General features: G+C 65.4%; 20 protein-coding genes and 1 tRNA gene. 16 read left to right on the top strand and 5 right to left on the bottom strand.

The window, feature by feature from the left end; genetic code table 11:
• Nucleotide 1 precedes the first annotated feature (1 nt).
• From FJV83_RS11690 to FJV83_RS11680, 3 genes are read left to right on the top strand one after another with little or no spacing between them, the layout of a single operon-like run.
• Entirely contained in the window at nt 2-634 is a 633-nt protein-coding gene (locus FJV83_RS11690; protein WP_095790871.1) for a precorrin-8X methylmutase, read from the top strand.
• Nucleotides 631-1,389, top strand: coding sequence for a precorrin-2 C(20)-methyltransferase (locus FJV83_RS11685; protein ID WP_142875756.1), 759 nt, complete (start codon nt 631-633; stop codon nt 1,387-1,389). Before FJV83_RS11690 ends, FJV83_RS11685 begins: the two co-directional genes overlap by 4 nt.
• The gene (locus tag FJV83_RS11680; RefSeq protein WP_095787367.1) at nt 1,386-2,150 is read left to right on the top strand and encodes a precorrin-3B C(17)-methyltransferase; all 765 of its coding nucleotides are present in this window, start codon (nt 1,386-1,388) and stop codon (nt 2,148-2,150) included. Before FJV83_RS11685 ends, FJV83_RS11680 begins: the two co-directional genes overlap by 4 nt.
• Here FJV83_RS11680 and FJV83_RS11675 read toward each other — a convergent pair.
• Entirely contained in the window at nt 2,114-2,875 is a 762-nt protein-coding gene (locus FJV83_RS11675) for a cobalt-precorrin-6A reductase (RefSeq protein ID WP_142885211.1), read from the bottom strand. The two genes, FJV83_RS11680 and FJV83_RS11675, sit on opposite strands and share 37 nt — an antisense overlap.
• A 1-nt stretch (nt 2,876) precedes the next feature.
• Between FJV83_RS11675 and cbiE the strand changes: the two genes are divergently transcribed.
• Genes cbiE through FJV83_RS11635 form a run of 8 tightly spaced genes read left to right on the top strand, consistent with a single transcriptional unit; the run spans nt 2,877 to nt 9,975 of the window.
• Entirely contained in the window at nt 2,877-4,112 is a 1,236-nt protein-coding gene (gene cbiE / locus FJV83_RS11670; protein ID WP_142885209.1) for a precorrin-6y C5,15-methyltransferase (decarboxylating) subunit CbiE, read from the top strand.
• Nucleotides 4,109-4,495 (top strand): cobalamin biosynthesis protein, encoded by a 387-nt coding sequence (locus FJV83_RS11665; protein ID WP_142885207.1) that lies wholly within the window; start codon nt 4,109-4,111, stop codon nt 4,493-4,495. The genes cbiE and FJV83_RS11665 overlap by 4 nt, the downstream gene beginning before the upstream one ends.
• Nucleotides 4,492-5,256, top strand: a complete 765-nt coding sequence (gene cobM, locus FJV83_RS11660) for a precorrin-4 C(11)-methyltransferase (protein ID WP_142885205.1) — start codon at nt 4,492-4,494, stop codon at nt 5,254-5,256. The genes FJV83_RS11665 and cobM overlap by 4 nt, the downstream gene beginning before the upstream one ends.
• Nucleotides 5,253-6,071, top strand: coding sequence for a uroporphyrinogen-III C-methyltransferase (cobA, locus tag FJV83_RS11655; RefSeq protein ID WP_142885203.1), 819 nt, complete (start codon nt 5,253-5,255; stop codon nt 6,069-6,071). The genes cobM and cobA overlap by 4 nt, the downstream gene beginning before the upstream one ends.
• A complete protein-coding gene (locus FJV83_RS11650; protein WP_142885201.1) occupies nt 6,068-7,387 on the top strand; it encodes a cobyrinate a,c-diamide synthase in 1,320 nt (439 codons plus the stop codon). Before cobA ends, FJV83_RS11650 begins: the two co-directional genes overlap by 4 nt.
• The gene (gene cobS, locus FJV83_RS11645) at nt 7,384-8,160 is read left to right on the top strand and encodes an adenosylcobinamide-GDP ribazoletransferase (RefSeq protein ID WP_142885200.1); all 777 of its coding nucleotides are present in this window, start codon (nt 7,384-7,386) and stop codon (nt 8,158-8,160) included. The genes FJV83_RS11650 and cobS overlap by 4 nt, the downstream gene beginning before the upstream one ends.
• A 39-nt stretch (nt 8,161-8,199) precedes the next feature.
• Nucleotides 8,200-9,210 (top strand): nicotinate-nucleotide--dimethylbenzimidazole phosphoribosyltransferase, encoded by a 1,011-nt coding sequence (gene cobT, locus FJV83_RS11640; protein WP_095773037.1) that lies wholly within the window; start codon nt 8,200-8,202, stop codon nt 9,208-9,210.
• 24 nt (nt 9,211-9,234) lie between these two features.
• Nucleotides 9,235-9,975, top strand: coding sequence for a hypothetical protein (locus tag FJV83_RS11635; RefSeq protein WP_142885198.1), 741 nt, complete (start codon nt 9,235-9,237; stop codon nt 9,973-9,975).
• Between the two features lie 115 nt (nt 9,976-10,090).
• Here the strand turns inward: FJV83_RS11635 and FJV83_RS11630 are convergent.
• Both FJV83_RS11630 and FJV83_RS11625 read right to left on the bottom strand, forming a co-directional pair.
• Nucleotides 10,091-10,166 (bottom strand) — tRNA-Lys (locus FJV83_RS11630).
• 207 nt (nt 10,167-10,373) lie between these two features.
• Nucleotides 10,374-11,282 carry a PhzF family phenazine biosynthesis protein gene (locus FJV83_RS11625; RefSeq protein ID WP_142885196.1) on the bottom strand — a complete coding sequence of 303 codons (909 nt, stop codon included), beginning with the start codon at nt 11,280-11,282 and terminating at the stop codon, nt 10,374-10,376.
• A 101-nt stretch (nt 11,283-11,383) separates the two neighbouring features.
• Between FJV83_RS11625 and FJV83_RS11620 the strand changes: the two genes are divergently transcribed.
• From FJV83_RS11620 to FJV83_RS11605, 4 genes are all read left to right on the top strand, one after another.
• Nucleotides 11,384-12,676 (top strand): efflux RND transporter periplasmic adaptor subunit, encoded by a 1,293-nt coding sequence (locus FJV83_RS11620; RefSeq protein ID WP_142885194.1) that lies wholly within the window; start codon nt 11,384-11,386, stop codon nt 12,674-12,676.
• A 4-nt stretch (nt 12,677-12,680) separates the two neighbouring features.
• Complete coding sequence (locus tag FJV83_RS11615; protein WP_095773041.1) at nt 12,681-13,388, top strand: ABC transporter ATP-binding protein; 708 nt, start codon at nt 12,681-12,683, stop codon at nt 13,386-13,388.
• 103 nt (nt 13,389-13,491) lie between these two features.
• Nucleotides 13,492-14,709: an ABC transporter permease gene (locus FJV83_RS11610; protein WP_142885192.1), complete on the top strand. Its 1,218-nt coding sequence runs from the start codon at nt 13,492-13,494 to the stop codon at nt 14,707-14,709.
• Nucleotides 14,710-14,835: 126 nt separating this feature from the next.
• A complete protein-coding gene (locus tag FJV83_RS11605) occupies nt 14,836-15,078 on the top strand; it encodes a hypothetical protein (RefSeq protein ID WP_095773043.1) in 243 nt (80 codons plus the stop codon).
• On the opposite strand, the gene FJV83_RS11600 is transcribed toward FJV83_RS11605, so the two are convergent.
• Together FJV83_RS11600 and FJV83_RS11595 are read right to left on the bottom strand one after the other, a co-directional pair.
• Nucleotides 15,075-15,791 (bottom strand): hypothetical protein, encoded by a 717-nt coding sequence (locus FJV83_RS11600; RefSeq protein ID WP_095773044.1) that lies wholly within the window; start codon nt 15,789-15,791, stop codon nt 15,075-15,077. The two genes, FJV83_RS11605 and FJV83_RS11600, sit on opposite strands and share 4 nt — an antisense overlap.
• Nucleotides 15,792-15,831: 40 nt before the next feature.
• Nucleotides 15,832-16,947, bottom strand: coding sequence for an endonuclease/exonuclease/phosphatase family protein (locus tag FJV83_RS11595; protein WP_095787359.1), 1,116 nt, complete (start codon nt 16,945-16,947; stop codon nt 15,832-15,834).
• Nucleotides 16,948-17,135: 188 nt separating this feature from the next.
• Here FJV83_RS11595 and FJV83_RS11590 point away from each other — a divergent pair, with 188 nt between their 5' ends.
• Complete coding sequence (locus tag FJV83_RS11590; protein WP_142885190.1) at nt 17,136-17,732, top strand: BA14K family protein; 597 nt, start codon at nt 17,136-17,138, stop codon at nt 17,730-17,732.
• Nucleotides 17,733-17,866: the final 134 nt, after the last annotated feature.

Here is a 17,866-nt window from a genome sequence, read left to right as displayed (position 1 = left end):
CATGGCCGCCTACGACTACATCCACGACGGCACGGCGATCTACGAGCGCTCCTTCGCCATCATCCGCGACGAGGCGGACCTTTCGCGCTTCTCCGAAGCCGAGGCCGATGTCGCCATCCGCATGATCCATGCCTGCGGCCAGGTCGAAGCATCGAGCCATTTCGTTTTCTCGCCTGACTTCGTCACCGCCGCGCGCAGCGCTCTTGCCGCCGCCGCGCCGATCTTCTGCGATGCGGAAATGGTTTCGCACGGTGTGACCCGCGCCCGGTTGCCGGCCGGCAACGAGGTGATCTGCACACTGCGCGACCCGCGCACGCACGACATTGCCAAAGCCATCGGCAACACCCGCTCCGCCGCCGCGATCGACCTGTGGGGCGAACGCATGGCCGGCTCCGTCGTCGCCATCGGCAATGCGCCGACCGCACTCTTCTATCTCCTGGAGAAACTGCGCGACGGCGCACCGAAGCCGGCGGCCATCATCGGCATGCCCGTGGGCTTCGTCGGCGCCGCCGAATCGAAGGATGCGCTGGCCGAGAATTCCTACGGCGTGCCCTATGCCATCGTGCGCGGCAGGCTCGGCGGCAGCGCCATGACCGCCGCCGCGCTCAATTCCCTGGCGAGGCCCGGCCTGTGAACGCGCTTCCCAAAGGCAAGCTCGTTGGCGTCGGCACCGGTCCCGGCGACCCCGAACTGTTGACTCTGAAGGCCGCGCGGGCCCTGGCCGAAGCCGATGTCGTCGCCTATTTCGCCAAGCGCGGCAACAACAGCAATGCGCGGGCCATCGTCGAGGCGCGCTTCCGCCCGGATATGCTGGAACTGCCGCTGCTCTATCCCGTCACCACCGAGATCGACAAGGATCACGACGACTATCGCTCGCAGATTACCGGTTTCTACGAGGAGTCGGCGCAAAAGGTCGCCGAACATCTCGAAGCAGGCCGAATGGTTGCCGTCCTGTCCGAAGGCGACCCGCTGTTCTACGGCTCCTACATGCATCTGCATGTGCGTCTCGCCCATCGTTTCCCGACCGAGGTCATTCCCGGCGTCACCGCTATGTCCGGCTGCTGGTCGCAGACCGGTGTTCCGATCGTCCAGGGCGATGACGTGCTGACCGTGCTGCCCGGCACGATGAGCGAATTCGAGTTGACCCGTCGGCTGGCCGACACCGATGCCGCCGTCATCATGAAGGTCGGCCGCAATCTGCCCAAGATCAGGCGTGCGCTGGAAGCCACCGGCAAGCTGACCCGCGCCGTCTATGTCGAGCGCGGCACCATGGCCGGCAGCGTCTCGATGAAGCTCGCCGACAAACAGGACGACAAGGCGCCCTATTTCGCCATCATATTGGTCGCCGGCTGGTCCGGCCGGCCCGGGGCGTTGGGAGCGCAGGCATGAGCGGCCGTCTCACCGTCATCGGTCTCGGGCCCGGCAATGCCGATCAGGTCACCCCTGAAGCCAGCCGCGCCGTGGCCGAAGCGAAGTTCTTCTATGGCTACAAGCCCTATCTCGACCGGCTCGAACTGCGCCCGGACCAGGCTCGTGTCGCGTCCGACAACCGCGAGGAACTCGCCCGCTCCAAGGATGCCTTGATCAAGGCCGCCGAGGGCCACGACGTTGCCGTGGTTTCCGGTGGCGATCCCGGCGTCTTTGCCATGGCCGCGGCCGTCTGCGAGGCGATCGAGGCCGGCCCGGCCGAATGGCGCGCGGTCGATGTGGCCGTCGTGCCTGGCATCACCGCAATGCTCGCTGTCGCCGCCCGTATCGGCGCCCCGCTCGGTCATGATTTCTGCGCCATTTCGCTGTCCGACAATCTGAAGCCGTGGGACCTGATCGAGCTGCGTCTGCTGGCGGCGGCCGGCGCCGGCTTCGTCATCGCGCTCTACAACCCGATCAGCAAGGCGCGCCCCTGGCAGCTTGGCCGCGCCTTCGAGTGCCTGACCGCGATCCTGCCCGGAACCACGCCAGTCATTTTCGGCCGCGCCGCCGGCCGCCCGGACGAGCGCATCGAGGTTTATCTGCTGGCCGATGTCGACGCGCAAAAGGCCGACATGGCGACCTGCATCATCATCGGCTCGCCGGAAACCCGTATCATCAAGCGCGGCGACAAACCGGCGCTGGTCTACACGCCACGCTCGGCAGCGGGCTCGACGAAATGATCCACCATCGCGGCGAGCTCATCGACGGTTTGAGCCGAAGGCACCTCCGGCAGATCAGGCCTGCGGACCATGATCACCTCGATGCCAAGCGATCGCGCGGCGGCAATCTTGCCGTACGTGGCAGCGCCGCCGCTGTTCTTGGAGACGACCACGTCGATGCGATGCTTTTCGAGCAGCGCGCGTTCTTCCGCCTCGCCAAACGGCCCGCGCGCCAGCAGATAGGTCGCATCCGGCACGGCCAGCTGCGGCTCGACCGGATCGACGCTGCGAATGAGGTAGTGATGCCGGGGGGCTGCTTCGAAGGCAGCAACCTCTTGCCGGCCAAGCGCCAGGAAGACGCGCCGCGGCGCCGGGCCAAGCGCTCGCACGGCATCGCCTGTTGTATCGACCAGCGTCCAGCGGTCGCCTTCGACTGGCTCCCAGCCGGGGCGGCGCAAAGCAAGGATCGGCACACTGGTCAGCCGCGCGGCTTGCGCAGCATTGGCGGAGATTCGCGCCGCGTAAGGATGTGTGGCGTCGATCAGCAGATCGGTGCTGGTCTCCCGGAGATAGGCGGCCAGCCCCTCTGCGCCGCCAAAGCCTCCACTTCGCACGGGCACGCCTTGCGCGATCGGGGTTTCCGTGCGGCCGGCCAGCGACAGCGTGACCGAGGCGCATACCGCCAGTTTGCCGGCCAGTTGCCGGGCTTCCGTGGTGCCGCCGAGGATCAGAATGCGGTGGGTCATCATGCCTGCTGAAAGTTCGCGCGGCGCCAGGCCGAAATGGCTGACGGTGATCGGCATCGGCGAGGACGGTTTAGCGGGTCTCGGCGACGAGGCCAAGCAGCGGATTGCCAAGGCCGAGATCATCTTCGGCGGCAAGCGGCATCTGGCGCTGGTCGAGTCCTTCGCCAAGGGCGAGCCACGGCCCTGGCCGGTGCCATTCGATGCCGGGATGGCCGATGTGCTGGCGCTTGCCGGCAGAAACGTCTGTGTGCTCGCTTCCGGCGATCCTTTTTTCCACGGCGTGGGCGCCACCCTCGCCCGCAAGGTCAAGCCGCGGGAGATGCATGTCATCCCCGCGCCGCCGGCGGTTTCGCTGGCCGCCGCCCGCCTTGGCTGGGCGCTGCAGGATATCGAGATCGTCTCGCTGCATGGCCGGCCGCTCGACCTGATCCGGCCGCTGCTGCAGCCCAATGCGCGCATCCTGGCGCTGACGTCGGATGCCGAAGCGCCTGATGCAATTGCCCGCCTACTCACCGAACTCGATTTCGGCGCCTCGCGGTTGACGGTTCTTGAGGCGCTGGGCGGGCCAAAGGAGAACCAGCGCGCCGCCCGCGCGGATGCCTTCGACGTCGAAAACATCAATCCACTCAACGTGCTGGCGATCGAAATTGATTCGAACCCGCAAGCCCGCGTCTTGCCGCTCACGGTTGGTCTTGCCGACCACCTGTTCGACCATGACGGCCAGATCACCAAACGCGAAATCCGCGCCATCACCCTGTCGTCGCTGGCGCCGAGGCGCGGCGAATTGCTGTGGGACATCGGTGCCGGCTCTGGCTCCATCGGCATCGAATGGATGCTGGCGCACCCCTTGATGCGCACGATCGCCATCGAAGCCGATCCGACCCGCGCCGCCCGCATCCACCGCAACGCCGCCGCCTGTGGCGTTCCCGGCCTTGTCGTGGTGGAAGGCAGCGCGCCCAAGGCGCTGGCCGGACTGGACACGCCGGACGCGATCTTCATCGGCGGCGGCGGCAGCGATACCGGCGTGTTGAACGCTGCCATCAAGGCGCTGCGTTCCGGCGGCCGGCTCGTCGCCAACGCTGTGACGCTGGAGATGGAAGCCTTTCTTCTCGCGCAGCACACAAAGCTCGGCGGCGATCTTACCCGGATAAACATCTCTCGCGCATCTCCGGTCGGCTCGATGCAGGCCTGGCGGCCGGCAATGCCGGTCACCCAATGGAGCTGGGTGAAGCCATGATGGTCGCAGGCATCGGCAGCCGCAAATGCGTGAGCGCTGAAGACGTGCTTGCCGCGATTGAAACCGCTCTCGAAGCGCATGGGCTGGCCGTGACGGCGCTTTCCGCACTGGCAACTGCCGCACCGAAGAAGGATGAAGCGGCGATTGCCGCCGCCGGCCGCACGTTGAACCTTCCGCTCATCATCGTCGATGACGCGGCCCTTCGTGGCGCCGCAGGGGACACGCTGAGCCACTCCGACCTGTCGCAAGCAGTCGCCGGCACGCCCTCGGTTTCCGAGGCATCCGCCCTTGCCGTGGCCGGCACCGGCGCAAAGCTGCTTGGCCCCCGCATCGTGCTCGGCCCGGTCACCTGCGCCATCGCCATCAGCGGAGACGCGCCATGACCGTTCATTTCATCGGCGCCGGTCCGGGTGCGGCCGACCTCATCACGCTGCGTGGCGCAAGGCTCCTGGCAAGCTGCCCGGTCTGCCTGCATGCCGGCTCGATCGTCGCGCCTGAATTGCTGCAGCATTGCGCGCCGGGGACGAAACTGATCGACACCGCGCCGATGTCGCTCGACGAGATCGAGGCGGCCTATGTCGAGGCACACAAATCGGGCCATGATGTCGCCCGCCTGCATTCCGGCGACCTGTCGGTGTGGAGCGCCGTTGCCGAACAGATCCGCCGGCTGGGAAAGCACGGCATCCCCTACACGCTGACGCCGGGCGTGCCCTCCTTCGCGGCCGCGGCCGCAGCACTTCGCCGCGAGCTGACCATTCCCGAAGTCGCGCAAAGCCTGGTGCTGACCCGCGTGTCCGGACGTGCTTCAAAAATGCCGCCGGGCGAAACGCTGGCCGGCTTCGGCCGCACCAGCGCGACGCTCGCCATCCATCTTGCCATCCACGCCATCGACCGCATCGTCGCCGAATTGACGCCGCATTATGGCGGCGATTGTCCGGTGGCGATCGTCTTCCGCGCCTCCTGGCCGGACGAGCGGGTGCTGACCGGTACGCTGGAAACGATCGAGGCACGGCTGGCCGCCGATCCTATGGAGCGCACCGCGATCATCTTCGTCGGCCGCTCGCTGGCAGCGGAAGGTTTTGGCGAAAGTTCATTGTACGACGCCCACTACCAGCGGCGTTTTCGCGGACGGGACGGATTGTGAGCGGCAACACCAAAAACAACGGCGGCAACGCCACGCTCGAACAGGCCCTTTCGCGGCTGAATTTCAAGCCGCGCCCGCTGGAGCCGGGCCATGTCTGGCTGGCCGGGGCCGGCCCCGGCGACCCCGGCTGCCTGACGCTGGAAGTGCTGGCGGCTTTGGCCGAAGCGGATGCGCTGGTCTACGACGCTCTGGTTTCACCTGACGTCGTCGCCGTTGCCGCAAGCGCCGAGCTGTTCTTTGCCGGCAAGCGCGGCGGCCAGCCCTCGATGAAGCAGGATGACATCACCGCTCTGCTGGTCCGGCTGGCGCGCGCAGGCCGCCGCGTTATCAGGCTCAAGGGCGGCGATCCCTATATTTTCGGCCGTGGCGGCGAAGAAGCCTTGGCACTCGCACGCGAAAACATCCCCTTCCGCGTGCTGCCGGGCCTGACATCCGGCCTCAGCGCGCTCGCCGCAACCGGCATCCCGGCCACCATGCGCGGCATCAACAAGGCTGTGATCCTGGCGACCGGCCACGCCGCCGGCACTGACGACGATATCGACTGGGCGGCGATCGCCCGCACCGGCCAGCCTGTCGTGGTCTATATGGGCATGGCCAATTTGCCTTTGATCGCGGCAGCTCTGCTCGATGGCGGGCTGGCGCCGTCGACGCCGGCGGCGGTGATCGTCGCCGCCACCACGCCGCAGGAGCGGACCGTCGTCGCCACGCTCGCCACAATCGCCGAGGAAGCAGCCGCCGCCGGGCTGACCTCGCCGGCGCTGATCGTCGTCGGCGGCATCGTCGCCATGCGCGCCGCATTGACGGGGCAGGCATGACCGCCCGCGCCATCATCATCGGCGCGCCGCGCTCCGGCTCGGGCAAGACTAGCGTCACCATCGGTATCTTGCGCGCGCTCGCCCGGCGCGGCCTGAAGGTGCGCGGCGCCAAATCCGGCCCCGACTATATCGACCCCGGCTTCCACACCGCCGCCACCGGCCTTTCCGGCGTCAATCTCGACAGCTGGGCGATGCCGCCGTCGCTGCTCAATGCGCTGGCCGCGCAACAGGCCGACGACACCGACTTCGTCATCCTCGAAAGCGCCATGGGCCTGTTCGACGGCATTCCGGCCGCGCCCGGGCGAACCGGCTCTGCCGCCGATCTTGCCCGGCTCTACGGCCTGCCGGTGCTGCTGGTGCTCGACGTGTCGGGCCAGTCGACCACGGCGGCCGCTGTCGCCAAGGGGTTCGCCACCTACGATCCGGATGTGCGCATGGCCGGCGTCGTGCTCAACCGGCTGGGCAGCGAACGCCATCGCCGCCTGTCCGGCGACGCCATCGAGGCGATCGGCCTGCCCGTTGTCGGCGCCATCTTGCGCGACCCTACGCTGAACCTGCCCGAGCGCCATCTCGGCCTCGTCCAGGCCGGCGAGTATGATGATCTGATGGCGCATCTCGACCGGCTGGCCGACATGGCGGAGAAATCGCTCGACCTCGATGCCGTGATGAGGCTGGCGACGCCCCTCGCCCCGGCGGCCGGCGATTTTGGCGATGCGCTGCGGCCCCCCGGTCAACGTATCGCGCTTGCCGAGGATGCCGCCTTCACTTTCCTCTACCCGCATGTCGCCGCCTATTGGCGCAAGGCCGGCGCGGAGATCGTTCGGTTCTCGCCGCTTGCCGATGAGGCGCCCGACGATAGCTGCGATGTCTGCTGGCTGCCCGGCGGCTATCCCGAGCTTCACGCCGGCAAGCTTGCCGCCGCTGCGAATTTCCATACCGGAATGGCGCGTTTCGCCGCGACCAGGCCCGTCCATGGCGAGTGCGGCGGCTTCATGGTCCTTGGCGAAGCGCTGGAGGATGCTGCCGGCGAAACGCACCGCATGCTCGGCCTGCTCGGGCACGCCACCAGCTTTGCCAAGCGAAAGATGAATCTCGGCTATCGCGAGGCGCGGCTGCGCGCTGATTGCCCGCTGGGGGTTCAAGGCGCGCTGATCCGCGGCCATGAATTCCACTATGCGCAGATGACGGCCACCGGCAATGACGAGCCTCTGGCCGACCTTGCCGACGGCCAGGGCAATCCGATCGGCGCTTCCGGCTACCGGCGTGGTCGTGTCAGCGGTACCTTCTTCCATGCGATAGCGAGGGCCAGCGCGTGAAGCTCCCGAATTTGACCCTTTCGCCCAGGCAAATCCTCGACGACGTCGCGCTCTGCCTGGTCTTCTTCACCCGCCTGCCTTTGCCCGACCTCGACTTTCGCGGCCGCGGCCTTGCCGCCGCGATCTGGGCCGCACCGGTCACCGGCCTCGTCGTCGGCCTGATCGGCGCCATCGTCTTTGCCACAGCGGAACGATTCGGCCTTGCCATGGGGCCGGCGGCAGCACTTGCCCTCGTGGCAACCGTGATCACCACCGGATGTCTGCACGAGGATGGACTGTCCGACGTCGCCGACGGCTTTGGCGGCGGCAAGTCGCGCGGCCGCAAACTCGACATCATGCGCGACAGCCGCATCGGCGCCTATGGCGCCATGGCGCTGGCCCTGTCGCTGCTGATTCGCTGGAACGTGCTTTCGGAACTGGTGGATCCCACCCAGGCGCTCTTTGCCCTTGTTGCCGCGCACGCGGCATCGCGGGGCGTACTGGGCGCCTTCATGCATCTGTTGCCGCCGGCGCGCACCGACGGCCTCTCGGCCGGCGCCGGCACCGTCTCGCTTGAAACCGCGATCGCCGGCGCCGTGCTTGGCGCGATCCCGCTCCTCTTGCTCGGGGCCGGCGGCGCCATCGCCGCGCTGATCCTGCTCGGCCTGTTCTTTGCCGCCTTCCACGCCCTTTGCCTCAACCAGATCGGTGGCCAGACCGGCGACACGATCGGAGCCTTGCAGCAGGTGAGTGAAATCGCGGTGCTTCTCGTCGCCTCCGTTGCGCTTTCCTGATTCCCTTCGACTTGATTCCCTTCCGGAGACCTTGCCCCCATGCCTTTCAAATCCCTCGATGAATTGCGCGCCGCCTGCCTCGACCTGCCTGCCGGCAGCGATACAGCCGCCAAAGCCGTTGCCACCCGCCAGGACACGCTGACGAAGCCGCAAGGCAGCCTCGGCCGGCTGGAAACCATCGCCGCCTGGCTGGCGCGCTGGCAGGGCCGCGACATGCCCAGGCTCGACCGGGTGAAAATCTTCGTCTTCGCCGGCAATCACGGCGTCACCGCTCAAGGCGTGTCGGCCTATCCCTCCGAGGTCACCGTGCAGATGGTGGCGAACTTCGCCGGCGGCGGTGCCGCCATCAACCAGCTTGCCCGCATCGCCGGCGCCGAACTCGATGTCATCCCGCTCGATCTCGATCATCCCACCGGCGACTTCACGCAAGTGCCGGCAATGGATGAGAAAGCCTTTCTCGCCGCGGTCTCGGCGGGCTATGACGCCGTAACGAAAGACCTCGACCTGGTCTGCTTTGGTGAAATGGGCATCGGCAACACCACGCCGGCGGCCGCCATTTCGGCGGCGCTGTTTGGTGGTGGGGCGGAAAAATGGACCGGGCGCGGCACCGGCGTCGACGACGCCGGCCTGAAGCGCAAAGTGGTCGCCATCGAAGCCGGGCTAGAGCGGCACGCCGCGGCCCTCACCGACCCGCTGGCTATCGCCGCGGCCCTTGGCGGCCGCGAACTCGCCGCCATCTTCGGCGCGACGCTGGCCGCCCGCCATCTCGGCATACCCGTGCTGCTCGACGGCTTCGTCTGCACCGCCGCCGCCGCCCCGCTGGCCAGGCTGCATCCGACTGGCCTCTCCCACACCATCGCGGCCCATGTTTCGGCCGAATCGGGCCATCGCCGCCTGCTCGAAGCGCTCGGCCTGCCCCCCCTGCTCGATCTCGGCATGCGGCTCGGCGAAGGCTCCGGCGCCTGCCTGGCCGTCAACATCGTCCGCTCGGCGCTGGAGTGCCATGCGAGGATGGCTAGCTTTGCCGAGGCCGGGGTATCGGAGAAGTAGACCGCAACGCCCGGATCACACCTGATGAATGAGCCCTTGCAGATTCTCGGGGACCCCAAACAGGGACTTCGCGATATTCTTGCTCGGATTATCCGGGATTTCGACAGCAAAAGCGGGGCTTTTGCCGGCCTGAAGTACAATTCGCCGTGGATACTGGCAACACAGGATTGGGCAGAACGATCTGGCCATACGGTCGAAGAGCTGTGCGAGATGATTTCTCAATGGCGAATTTCAATCTTTTCCGGCGAGCAGGCAGGCCCGGGAATCGTTCAAGTTTTTGAAGACGTCCGCAGCGCTGCAGAAGAGTGGAGAACCGAGACAGGTTACGTCGATCCACCCCTTCCTCATGATCCTGAAGAGGCAAAATTCCTCAATCGCAAAGAACTAAAGGCGCATACCCTTAAAGCTTGGGATTCTTTGGGATTATCGACGCAATGGCATCACTATGATGCCCGAGACCTTAGTTTCAGCGGAATCTTCGAAGATAGATTTGGTCACAACGTTAGATTATCGATGACGTTCAAGCTCGCATATGGTGGCCCTATAAGATTGTTCTTCCAATTCCCTTACTATTCGGAAGGCGATCCGAGACATCTAGATCTCTTTATACTTTCGGGCGGGTTTGTGCGCCAGGACCTTCGTTTGCCCGAATCACCCGATCTTAAATGGATCGTCGGTAAAAGCAGGACAAACTTCGACACCATCGACGGCGTCTTGGCCATCCTGCGGGCAATCCTCAGTTATTTGCGACCCACGCTTCAGTAGCCAAGCCCGCACCGCCGCTCGAGCCTCGGCAGGCTCGCGCCGGAATCGACGCATGCTTAAGACGCGCCAAACGCGTCTCGCTTTCAGGGTCTTTCCACCAAGTCTTCTAGGAATTTGGTGGGTGCGCACAGGATTGAACTGTGGACCCGCTGATTAAGAGTCAGCTGCTCTACCAACTGAGCTACGCACCCACTCGGCCGGCAAAAACCGGCGTTGGCGGGCATATAGCCGCCACCATCGGTCATGTCTAGCCCTGCCGGAATCATTTCCCGACAAATCGACTCAAGCATGATCCCGAAAAGTGGAATCCGGTTTTCGGAAGAGATCATGCTCATACAAAAAGACGGAGCCCCATCCCGATTCCATCGGGATGGAACAGGCTCCGGCCCTTCTTGCGATCAGACGAACAGTCTGCCTTCCGCCACCTTGACCGCGTTACCGCCAATGCGCGCCGAGGCCAGTTTTCCGCCCTGCACGGTCAGTTCCAGGCGGATGCGCGACGGCCGGCCCATCTCCAGCCCCTGCTCGATCCACAGCTGCGAAATGCCATCCGTGGGAGCATCGAAATGCATGATGGCGCCGGCAAAGGCCGCCGCTGCCGAACCGGTCGCCGGATCTTCATAGGAAGGCGTGCCCGGCACGATCATGCGCACATGGAAGGCGCTTTCATGGTTCACCGTCTCGCGGCAATAGACATAGGGGCTGGCGAAGGCCCACTCGCTCTTGCGCGGCGCCAGTTCCGACCAGGCCTGGTTGTCCAGCCGGACGCGGCCCGCCGCTTCGAGATTGGCGACCGGAATGGTCACATAGGGCACGCCCGCCGACCAGAAGGCGACGCGGTGATTCTCGAAGCCGATCTCATGCGGCGCCAGGCCGAGGGCGGCGCCGATCGCCTGCGGATCGGCCTCGAGCTTCAACGGCTCCGGCAATTTCGCCAGGTCGAATTCGGCGAAAGCGGCGCCGTCATGCCTGCTGATGGCGCAGCGCACCGGGCCGATGTTTTCCTCCAGCACGAAGATGCCGGCCCCGCTTTCGCCATCCAGGTCGGCCAGCGCGATTGCCGAACCAACTGTCGGGTGGCCAGCGAACGGCATTTCATAGTCCGGCGTGAAGATGCGGATGCGGTTTTTATGCTTGGGATTGTCCGGCGGCAGCACGAAGACCGTCTCGGACAGGTTGAATTCGCGCGCGATGGCCTGCATCGCTGCCGTGTCCAGACCTTTGCAATCCAACACCACGGCCAGCGGATTGCCGGCCAGTCGCACGGTCGTAAACACATCGTAAAGCAAGTAATTCCGGGGTTGCATTCCTGCCTCAATCCCAACATGGGCGAAATTTAATTTGATATTTGAACCGGTAACCCTGATCTGTGCACAGATAGGGACATTACGCATCATAGGGGTCCGACGTGGACCAGATTGTCAATCTGCCAAAGACGGAATCGGATTCCGCCATCGAGACGGCGCTCGGGCTCGACAAGAAGGGGCGGAGCAAGACGCGCCGGCGTGGCTGGCTCTATGTGTTGCTGACCCTGATCGTGCTCGCCGCCGGACTTGGCCTCTATCAGTGGTATGCGGGCACGCCCGCCAGGATCGATTACACCACGGTGCCGGCCGCCAAGGCCGACCTCACCGTCCAGGTCTCGGCGACGGGCACGCTGCAGCCGCTCACCCAGGTCGATATTTCCAGCCAGCTCTCCGGCATCATCCGCTCGGTCTCGGTCAATGAGAATCAGCAGGTGAAGAAGGGCGACGTGCTGGCGGCCCTCGACACCACCAAGCTGCAGGTGCAGATCGAGCGCGCCGAGGCTTCCGCCAAGGGCGCGGCGGCCAATGTCGAGGACGCCACGGTGACGCTCGCCGAGAACGAGCGCGCGCTGGTGCGCGCGGCCGCCTTGACCAAGCGCGGCATGGCGACCGACCAGTCGCTGGAGGCGGCGACGGCGACGCGCGACCGCTCGAAGGCCGCGCTCGATAGCGCTCAGGCCAATCTGGCCATCGCCAATGCCGATCTGAAATCGCAGCAGACCGACCTTGCCAACAGCACCATCTATGCGCCGATCGACGGCATCGTGCTGACGCGCTCGGTCGACCCCGGCCAGACGGTCGCCTCCTCGCTGCAGGCGCCGGTGCTGTTCATCATCGCCGCCGATCTGCGGAACATGGAACTGGTGGCGGCGGTCGACGAGGCCGACATCGGCGCCGTCAAGGCCGGCCAGCATGCCCGCTTCACGGTCGACGCCTTCCCGGAGCGGCCGTTCGACGCCGAGATCCGCGACATCTCCTATGCCTCGGTCACGACGGACGGCGTCGTCACATACAATGCGCGGCTCGAGGTCGACAACAACGAGTTGTTGCTGCGCCCCGGCATGACCGCCACGGTTTCGGTCGTCACAAGACAGGCCAAGGATGTGCTGACCGTGCCCGCAAGCGCCTTCCGCTATCGCCCGACGCAGCAAGCAGCCCGCGCATGGAGCTTCAGCGACCTGTTCACCGGCCGCATGGGCCGTCCGGGCGGCAATCGCCAGCGCCAGGCCGCAACGGCCCCCACCGACGGCTCGCGCACGCTCTATGTGCTGGAGAACGGCCGGCCGCGTGCGGTCAACGTCAAGATCGGCTCGACCGATGGCGAACTGACCGAGATCACGTCCGGCCTGGAGGAAGGCTCGCAGGTCATCACCGCCTCGCAGTTGCGGAGCTGAGGCCGTGGCCGCGGGCGCGCCTCTCATCACCTTCGACAAGGTCTGGAAGAGCTACGGCCAGGGCGAGGCCCGGGTGCACGCGCTGGCCGGCGTCGACCTTGCCATCCGGCGCGGCGAATTCGTCGCCATCATGGGCCCGTCCGGGTCGGGCAAATCGACGGCGATGAACATCATCGGCTGCCTCGACACGCCGACGGCCGGAACCTACTCCTTCTTGGGCGTCGACGCCGGCCGGCTCGACCGCAACCGCCGCGCCATGCTGCGTAACCTCTATGTCGGCTTCGTCTTCCAGGGCTACAATCTCCTGGCGCGCACCACGGCGGCGGAAAATGTCGAACTGCCGCTGATCTATCGCGGCGTGGCCAGCCGCGAGCGTCGCGACCTTGCCATGCAGGCGCTCGCCCAGGTCGGCCTGGTCGGCCGCGAGCATCACACGCCGGCCGAGCTCTCCGGCGGCCAGCAGCAGCGCGTGGCCATCGCGCGCGCCATCGTCACGCGGCCGATGCTGCTCGTCGCCGACGAGCCGACCGGCAATCTCGACACCGCCCGCACGCATGAGATCATGGAACTGCTGACAAAGCTCAACAAGGAGCTCGGCCTGACCGTCACCATGGTCACCCACGAGGCCGATGTCGCCGACTATGCCGAGCGCACCATCCGCTTCCTCGACGGCCATGTCGCCTCCGACGACGTGAACTTGGAAACGACTTAGCCATGACGCCGAAAAGTGGAATCCGGTTTTCGGTCAGAATCATGGCCAAACAGGAAGATAGAGCCCCATCCCGGCTCTTTCGGGATGGGTCAGGCACTATATCATGATCTGGGAAACCGTCCGCCTCTCGCTACGCTCGATCCGCCGCAACGTGCTGCGCTCCTTCCTGACGCTGCTCGGCATCGTCATCGGCGTCGCCGCCGTCATCGCCATGCTGACCATCGGCTCGGGCACGACGCAGAAGGTCAAGGCCGACATCTCCAAGCTCGGCAGCAATCTTCTGGTCGTCCGCGCAGGACGCCCGGCAGGCCCCGGCGGCCCGGGCGGGCTCGACCAGGTGGTGCGGCCGCTCGCCGAGAAGGACCTCGCGACGCTGGTCGCGCATTTGACCGGCGCGCGCGCCATTTCGCCGGCCTCGCAAAAGCAGGTCCGCGTCATCTTCGGCACCGAGAGCCTGACCTCAGGCGTCACCGGCACCGACAGCGCCTATCTCGATGCGCGCGACTGGAAGCTGGTATCGGGCCGTCCGTTCAGCGATTCCGAAACCCGCTCGGGCACCGGCGTCTGCCTGATCGGCGAGACGGTGCGCCAGCAATTCTTCGGCGCAGGCGATCCCGAAGGCGAGATCATCCGCGTCAACCGCACCTCCTGCAAGATCATCGGCCTGCTCGAACCCAAGGGCTACACCGGCTTCGGCCAGGACCAGGACAATGTCGTCCTGATGCCGCTGCACGCCTATCAGCGCCGCATCGCCGGCAATCGTGACATCGACAACATCTACATCGCCGCCGACGACCGCACGCCGACCAGCGAGTTGCAGCCGCGCGTCGAGGACATTTTGCGCGATATCAGGCGCATCACGCCGGATCGCGAAAGCGATTTCGCCATCCGCGACATGACGCAGATCGCCGACGCCATGGCCAGCGCCACCACCACCATGACCGGCATGCTGGGCGCGGTCGCCGGCGTCAGCCTTCTGGTCGGCGGCATCGGCATCATGAACATCATGCTGGTCTCGGTCACCGAGCGCACGCGCGAGATCGGCATCAGGCTCGCCATCGGCGCGCACGAAAAGCACATCCTGATTCAATTCCTGGTCGAGGCGACGGTGCTGTCGCTGCTCGGCGGCATCATCGGCATCCTGATCGGCCTGGCACTCGCCGGCCTGGCCTCAGCGACGCTGACCATCCCCTTCGTGCCGAGCCCGGCGGTCATCCTGCTCGCCGTCGGCTTCTCGGCGCTGATCGGCATGGTGTTCGGCTTCTTCCCGGCCCTGCGCGGTGCGCGCCTCGATCCGATCGACGCGTTGAGGCACGAGTAAAAGGCCGGGCCGGCTCCGCCACGACTGCGGCCATCCCCAACCTTGGACGCTCGCCTGCATCGACAGCCCTGTCGCCCGCTGGTCGACGATGCTAAGGCAAGACATCTCCGGTCGAGGGAACGACACATGAGCAAGAAGACACGACTGATCGTGACGATGGTGATCATCGAGGCCGCCCTGGCAGGCATCTGGTGGTATCTCGCCCGCTTCGGCATGGCCAATCCCGATCGCGTCACCTCGGATTTCCAGGCAGTCGTCGGCCAGACCATGGGAATGGCCATGGGTGGGTTGCTGGGCATCGGCTTTATCTTGTTCCTCGTCGCGGCCCGCAACGACCGCAAGGCGGCGCAGGAGAAGACGCGCCCTTAATCCACGCCGGAAAAGTGCCACTCGATCAGCGGCTTCATATACGATGTCAGCCCGTCCGGCAGGTCGCCGGCATGGCGTATGACCACCGGCCCTTGGATCTCCGGATCGGTTTCGCTGGCGACGAAGGCTGAGATTCGCCGCGCGATCTCATCAGCCGGCGCCGGCTCGTGATAACGGCGGAAGATCACCGTGCCGCTGTTCGTCGACAAGGCGTGATAGCGCTCGCCGCGCTCAGCAGCCGACAGGTCGAGGCCGGTCTCCTCGCGCACCTCGCGGATCATGTTGAAGTCGACATCGACCAGCCCATCGCGGAAATCGACCGGCTCGAACGAACCGGCGGCGAAATAGACGCGGCCGGCATTGACCGTGTGACGTCCCATGCGGATCGCCACCAGCGCATTGTCGCCGGCCACCAGCATGGCATGGGCATAGGCGTGCTCGGCTCCGGAATTCTCGCGCTGCTTCCGCCAGAGCATGAAGGTGGAGTAGTTGACCGCATGGCAGCGGCCGATCAGGCTGTTGTCACGCCAGGCAAGCTGCGACAGCAGCACCACCGTGCCGTCGAACAGCGCCGGATTGGCTGCTATCTCGCGCTGCCAGTTCTCGGCGATCGCCGCGGCATTATCCCTGGCGAAGGGATGCGGGCCGGGATCGAGCCGGACGTCGACGGCATCGACGGGCAGGATGACATTGCGCGGAAGATCGAAACTCATGCGTCTAAGCCCCAATGTCGCCTATCGAGCCCGATTATGCTTATCCAACCATGTCCAGCGTGATCGCCACCGGGCAATGGTCCGATGCTTTCGGCCGGTCCCAGCCGGCGCGCGGAAAGCGCTCGACTTCCTGGCCAGCCGGAAAGATCGTGCGCCAGGGCTGGCCATTGCGGATGATGTCGGGAACAGCGGTGGTGTTCTTCGCCGCCAGCCCCCTGGACAGCAGGATATAGTCGAGCTGGCAGAGATGCCGCTCCTCGGGTCCGCGCGTGTGATAGAAGGTCCAGCGGTTCATTTCCGGCCGACGCTCGATGACGTTCTCGCAGAAGCCGCCGGCGGTCAGCACGTCGATGCAGGACCGCGCCTCGTCGATCACCTCGAAATGGTAGCCGTCGACATCATCGCCGGCGATCTTCACGCGCTGGCGGTAATCGTTCATGTCGCCACAGATCGCCCAGCGCTTGTCGGCGGCATGGTCCTTGCCGAAACGCTCCTCGATGATCCGCCGCACCGCTTGCGCCTCGGCGATGCGCACCGGCATCGTCGCCTCGCGCCCGTCGAGCCCGTTGCGCGGCGAGCCCATCGACTTGAAATGCACGAGATAGAGCGTCAGCGGCACGCCGCCGACGGTGATGTCGACTTCCAGGCAGTCGCGCCGGAAGATGCGTTCATTGGCCTGGCTGCCGAGGGCCGCCAGTTCAGGCGTGTGCAGCCCGAACTGCTCGTAGGTGACGTAGGCATGGCTGGTCATGCGCACGAATTCGATCGGCTGTCCCTGCGCGGTCTCGTTGCGCATCATCACGGCGACATCGATGCCGCGCGAGTCATTGCCCGAGGTTGTGTATTTCTGCCGATAGCCCTGCCCCACCATCTTGAACAGATAGCCGTATTCGAAGGCCTTCAGCGCCTCGATATTGTCGACCTCCTGCATGCAGATGATGTCGGCCCGGGTGGCGGCGATCGCCAGCGCCGTCAGCTGGCGCGTGTCGTCGGACTGCGCGATGGCGCGGGCCTGCTCCAGCATCTTGTATTCGGCTTCGCTCTGTATATCGAACAGCGCCAGCGTCCGATCCTCGTTGAGCTGGTTGCGATAGCCGGAAAAGTCGAACCTGTTCATCAGGTTCTCGACATTGAAGGTAGCAAGGCGCAGCGACATGCCCTGACCTTTGCCTGCAAGAGCGCCGGAACACAAGATCGCAGGACCACAAGCCAAGATCGTTTGGACCTGACGGCATTCGCGCCATGGTTGACGGAACCTTTCCGTTCATCCGCCGTTCAGACGCAAAGATCCACAGTAGGCCCATTCCAGGGTAGGCGTGGGGCCTTTAGCTCTTGGAGAGTGTTATGAACTCGCTCTTTTCATCCACGGTCAAATCGGGGCTTGTCGCCCTGGGCGTCATATCAGGCATCACGGCGCCATCAGCTGCCGGACCGATCATGCAACCGGATCTGTCGCTTCCCACAAGCACGGCGGCGCCAACGGTCACGCCGGTTCGCGACGAATGGGCGGGCGGCAATGACCGCCAATTCAACAACGACAATTGGAGATGGCGCCGGTCAGGTAACTGGAACGGTGGTCGGCACTGGAACGGTGGAGGCAACTGGAACGGCGATCGGCACTGGAACGGTGGAGGCAACTGGGACGGCGGCGACAATTGGCGCTGGCGCCATGGTCGCCGGCACTATCACGGCGGCTACTATGACGATGGCGCAGCCGCGATCCTTGGCCTTGGCCTCGGGCTTGGCCTCGGCAGCATGTACAACAACTACAACAACTACGACTACTATGCGCCGGCACCGCGCCGCTACTACCGCGCCGGGCGGCTTTCCAACGCCCATGTCCGGTGGTGCTATAACCGCTACCGGTCGTACCGCGCCTGGGACAACACGTTCCAGCCCTATGGCGGCCCGCGCCAGCAATGCTGGTCGCCCTATAGCTGAGCTGTAGGTCAGACCGAACAAGGTAAAATGAAAACGGCGCCGCGCGGCGCCGTTTTTTGTTTTGATCAGGAAGAACGGATTTCGCTCAGCTCTTGGCCTTGTCGACCAGCTTGTTCTTCGAAATCCCCCGCGTG

Origin of the sequence: Mesorhizobium sp. WSM4307, assembly GCF_007003945.1 — a bacterium.
GTDB lineage: Bacteria > Pseudomonadota > Alphaproteobacteria > Rhizobiales > Rhizobiaceae > Mesorhizobium.
The sequence above is the reverse complement of the archived record's forward strand: the minus strand, read 5'-3'. Positions and strand labels throughout refer to the sequence as shown.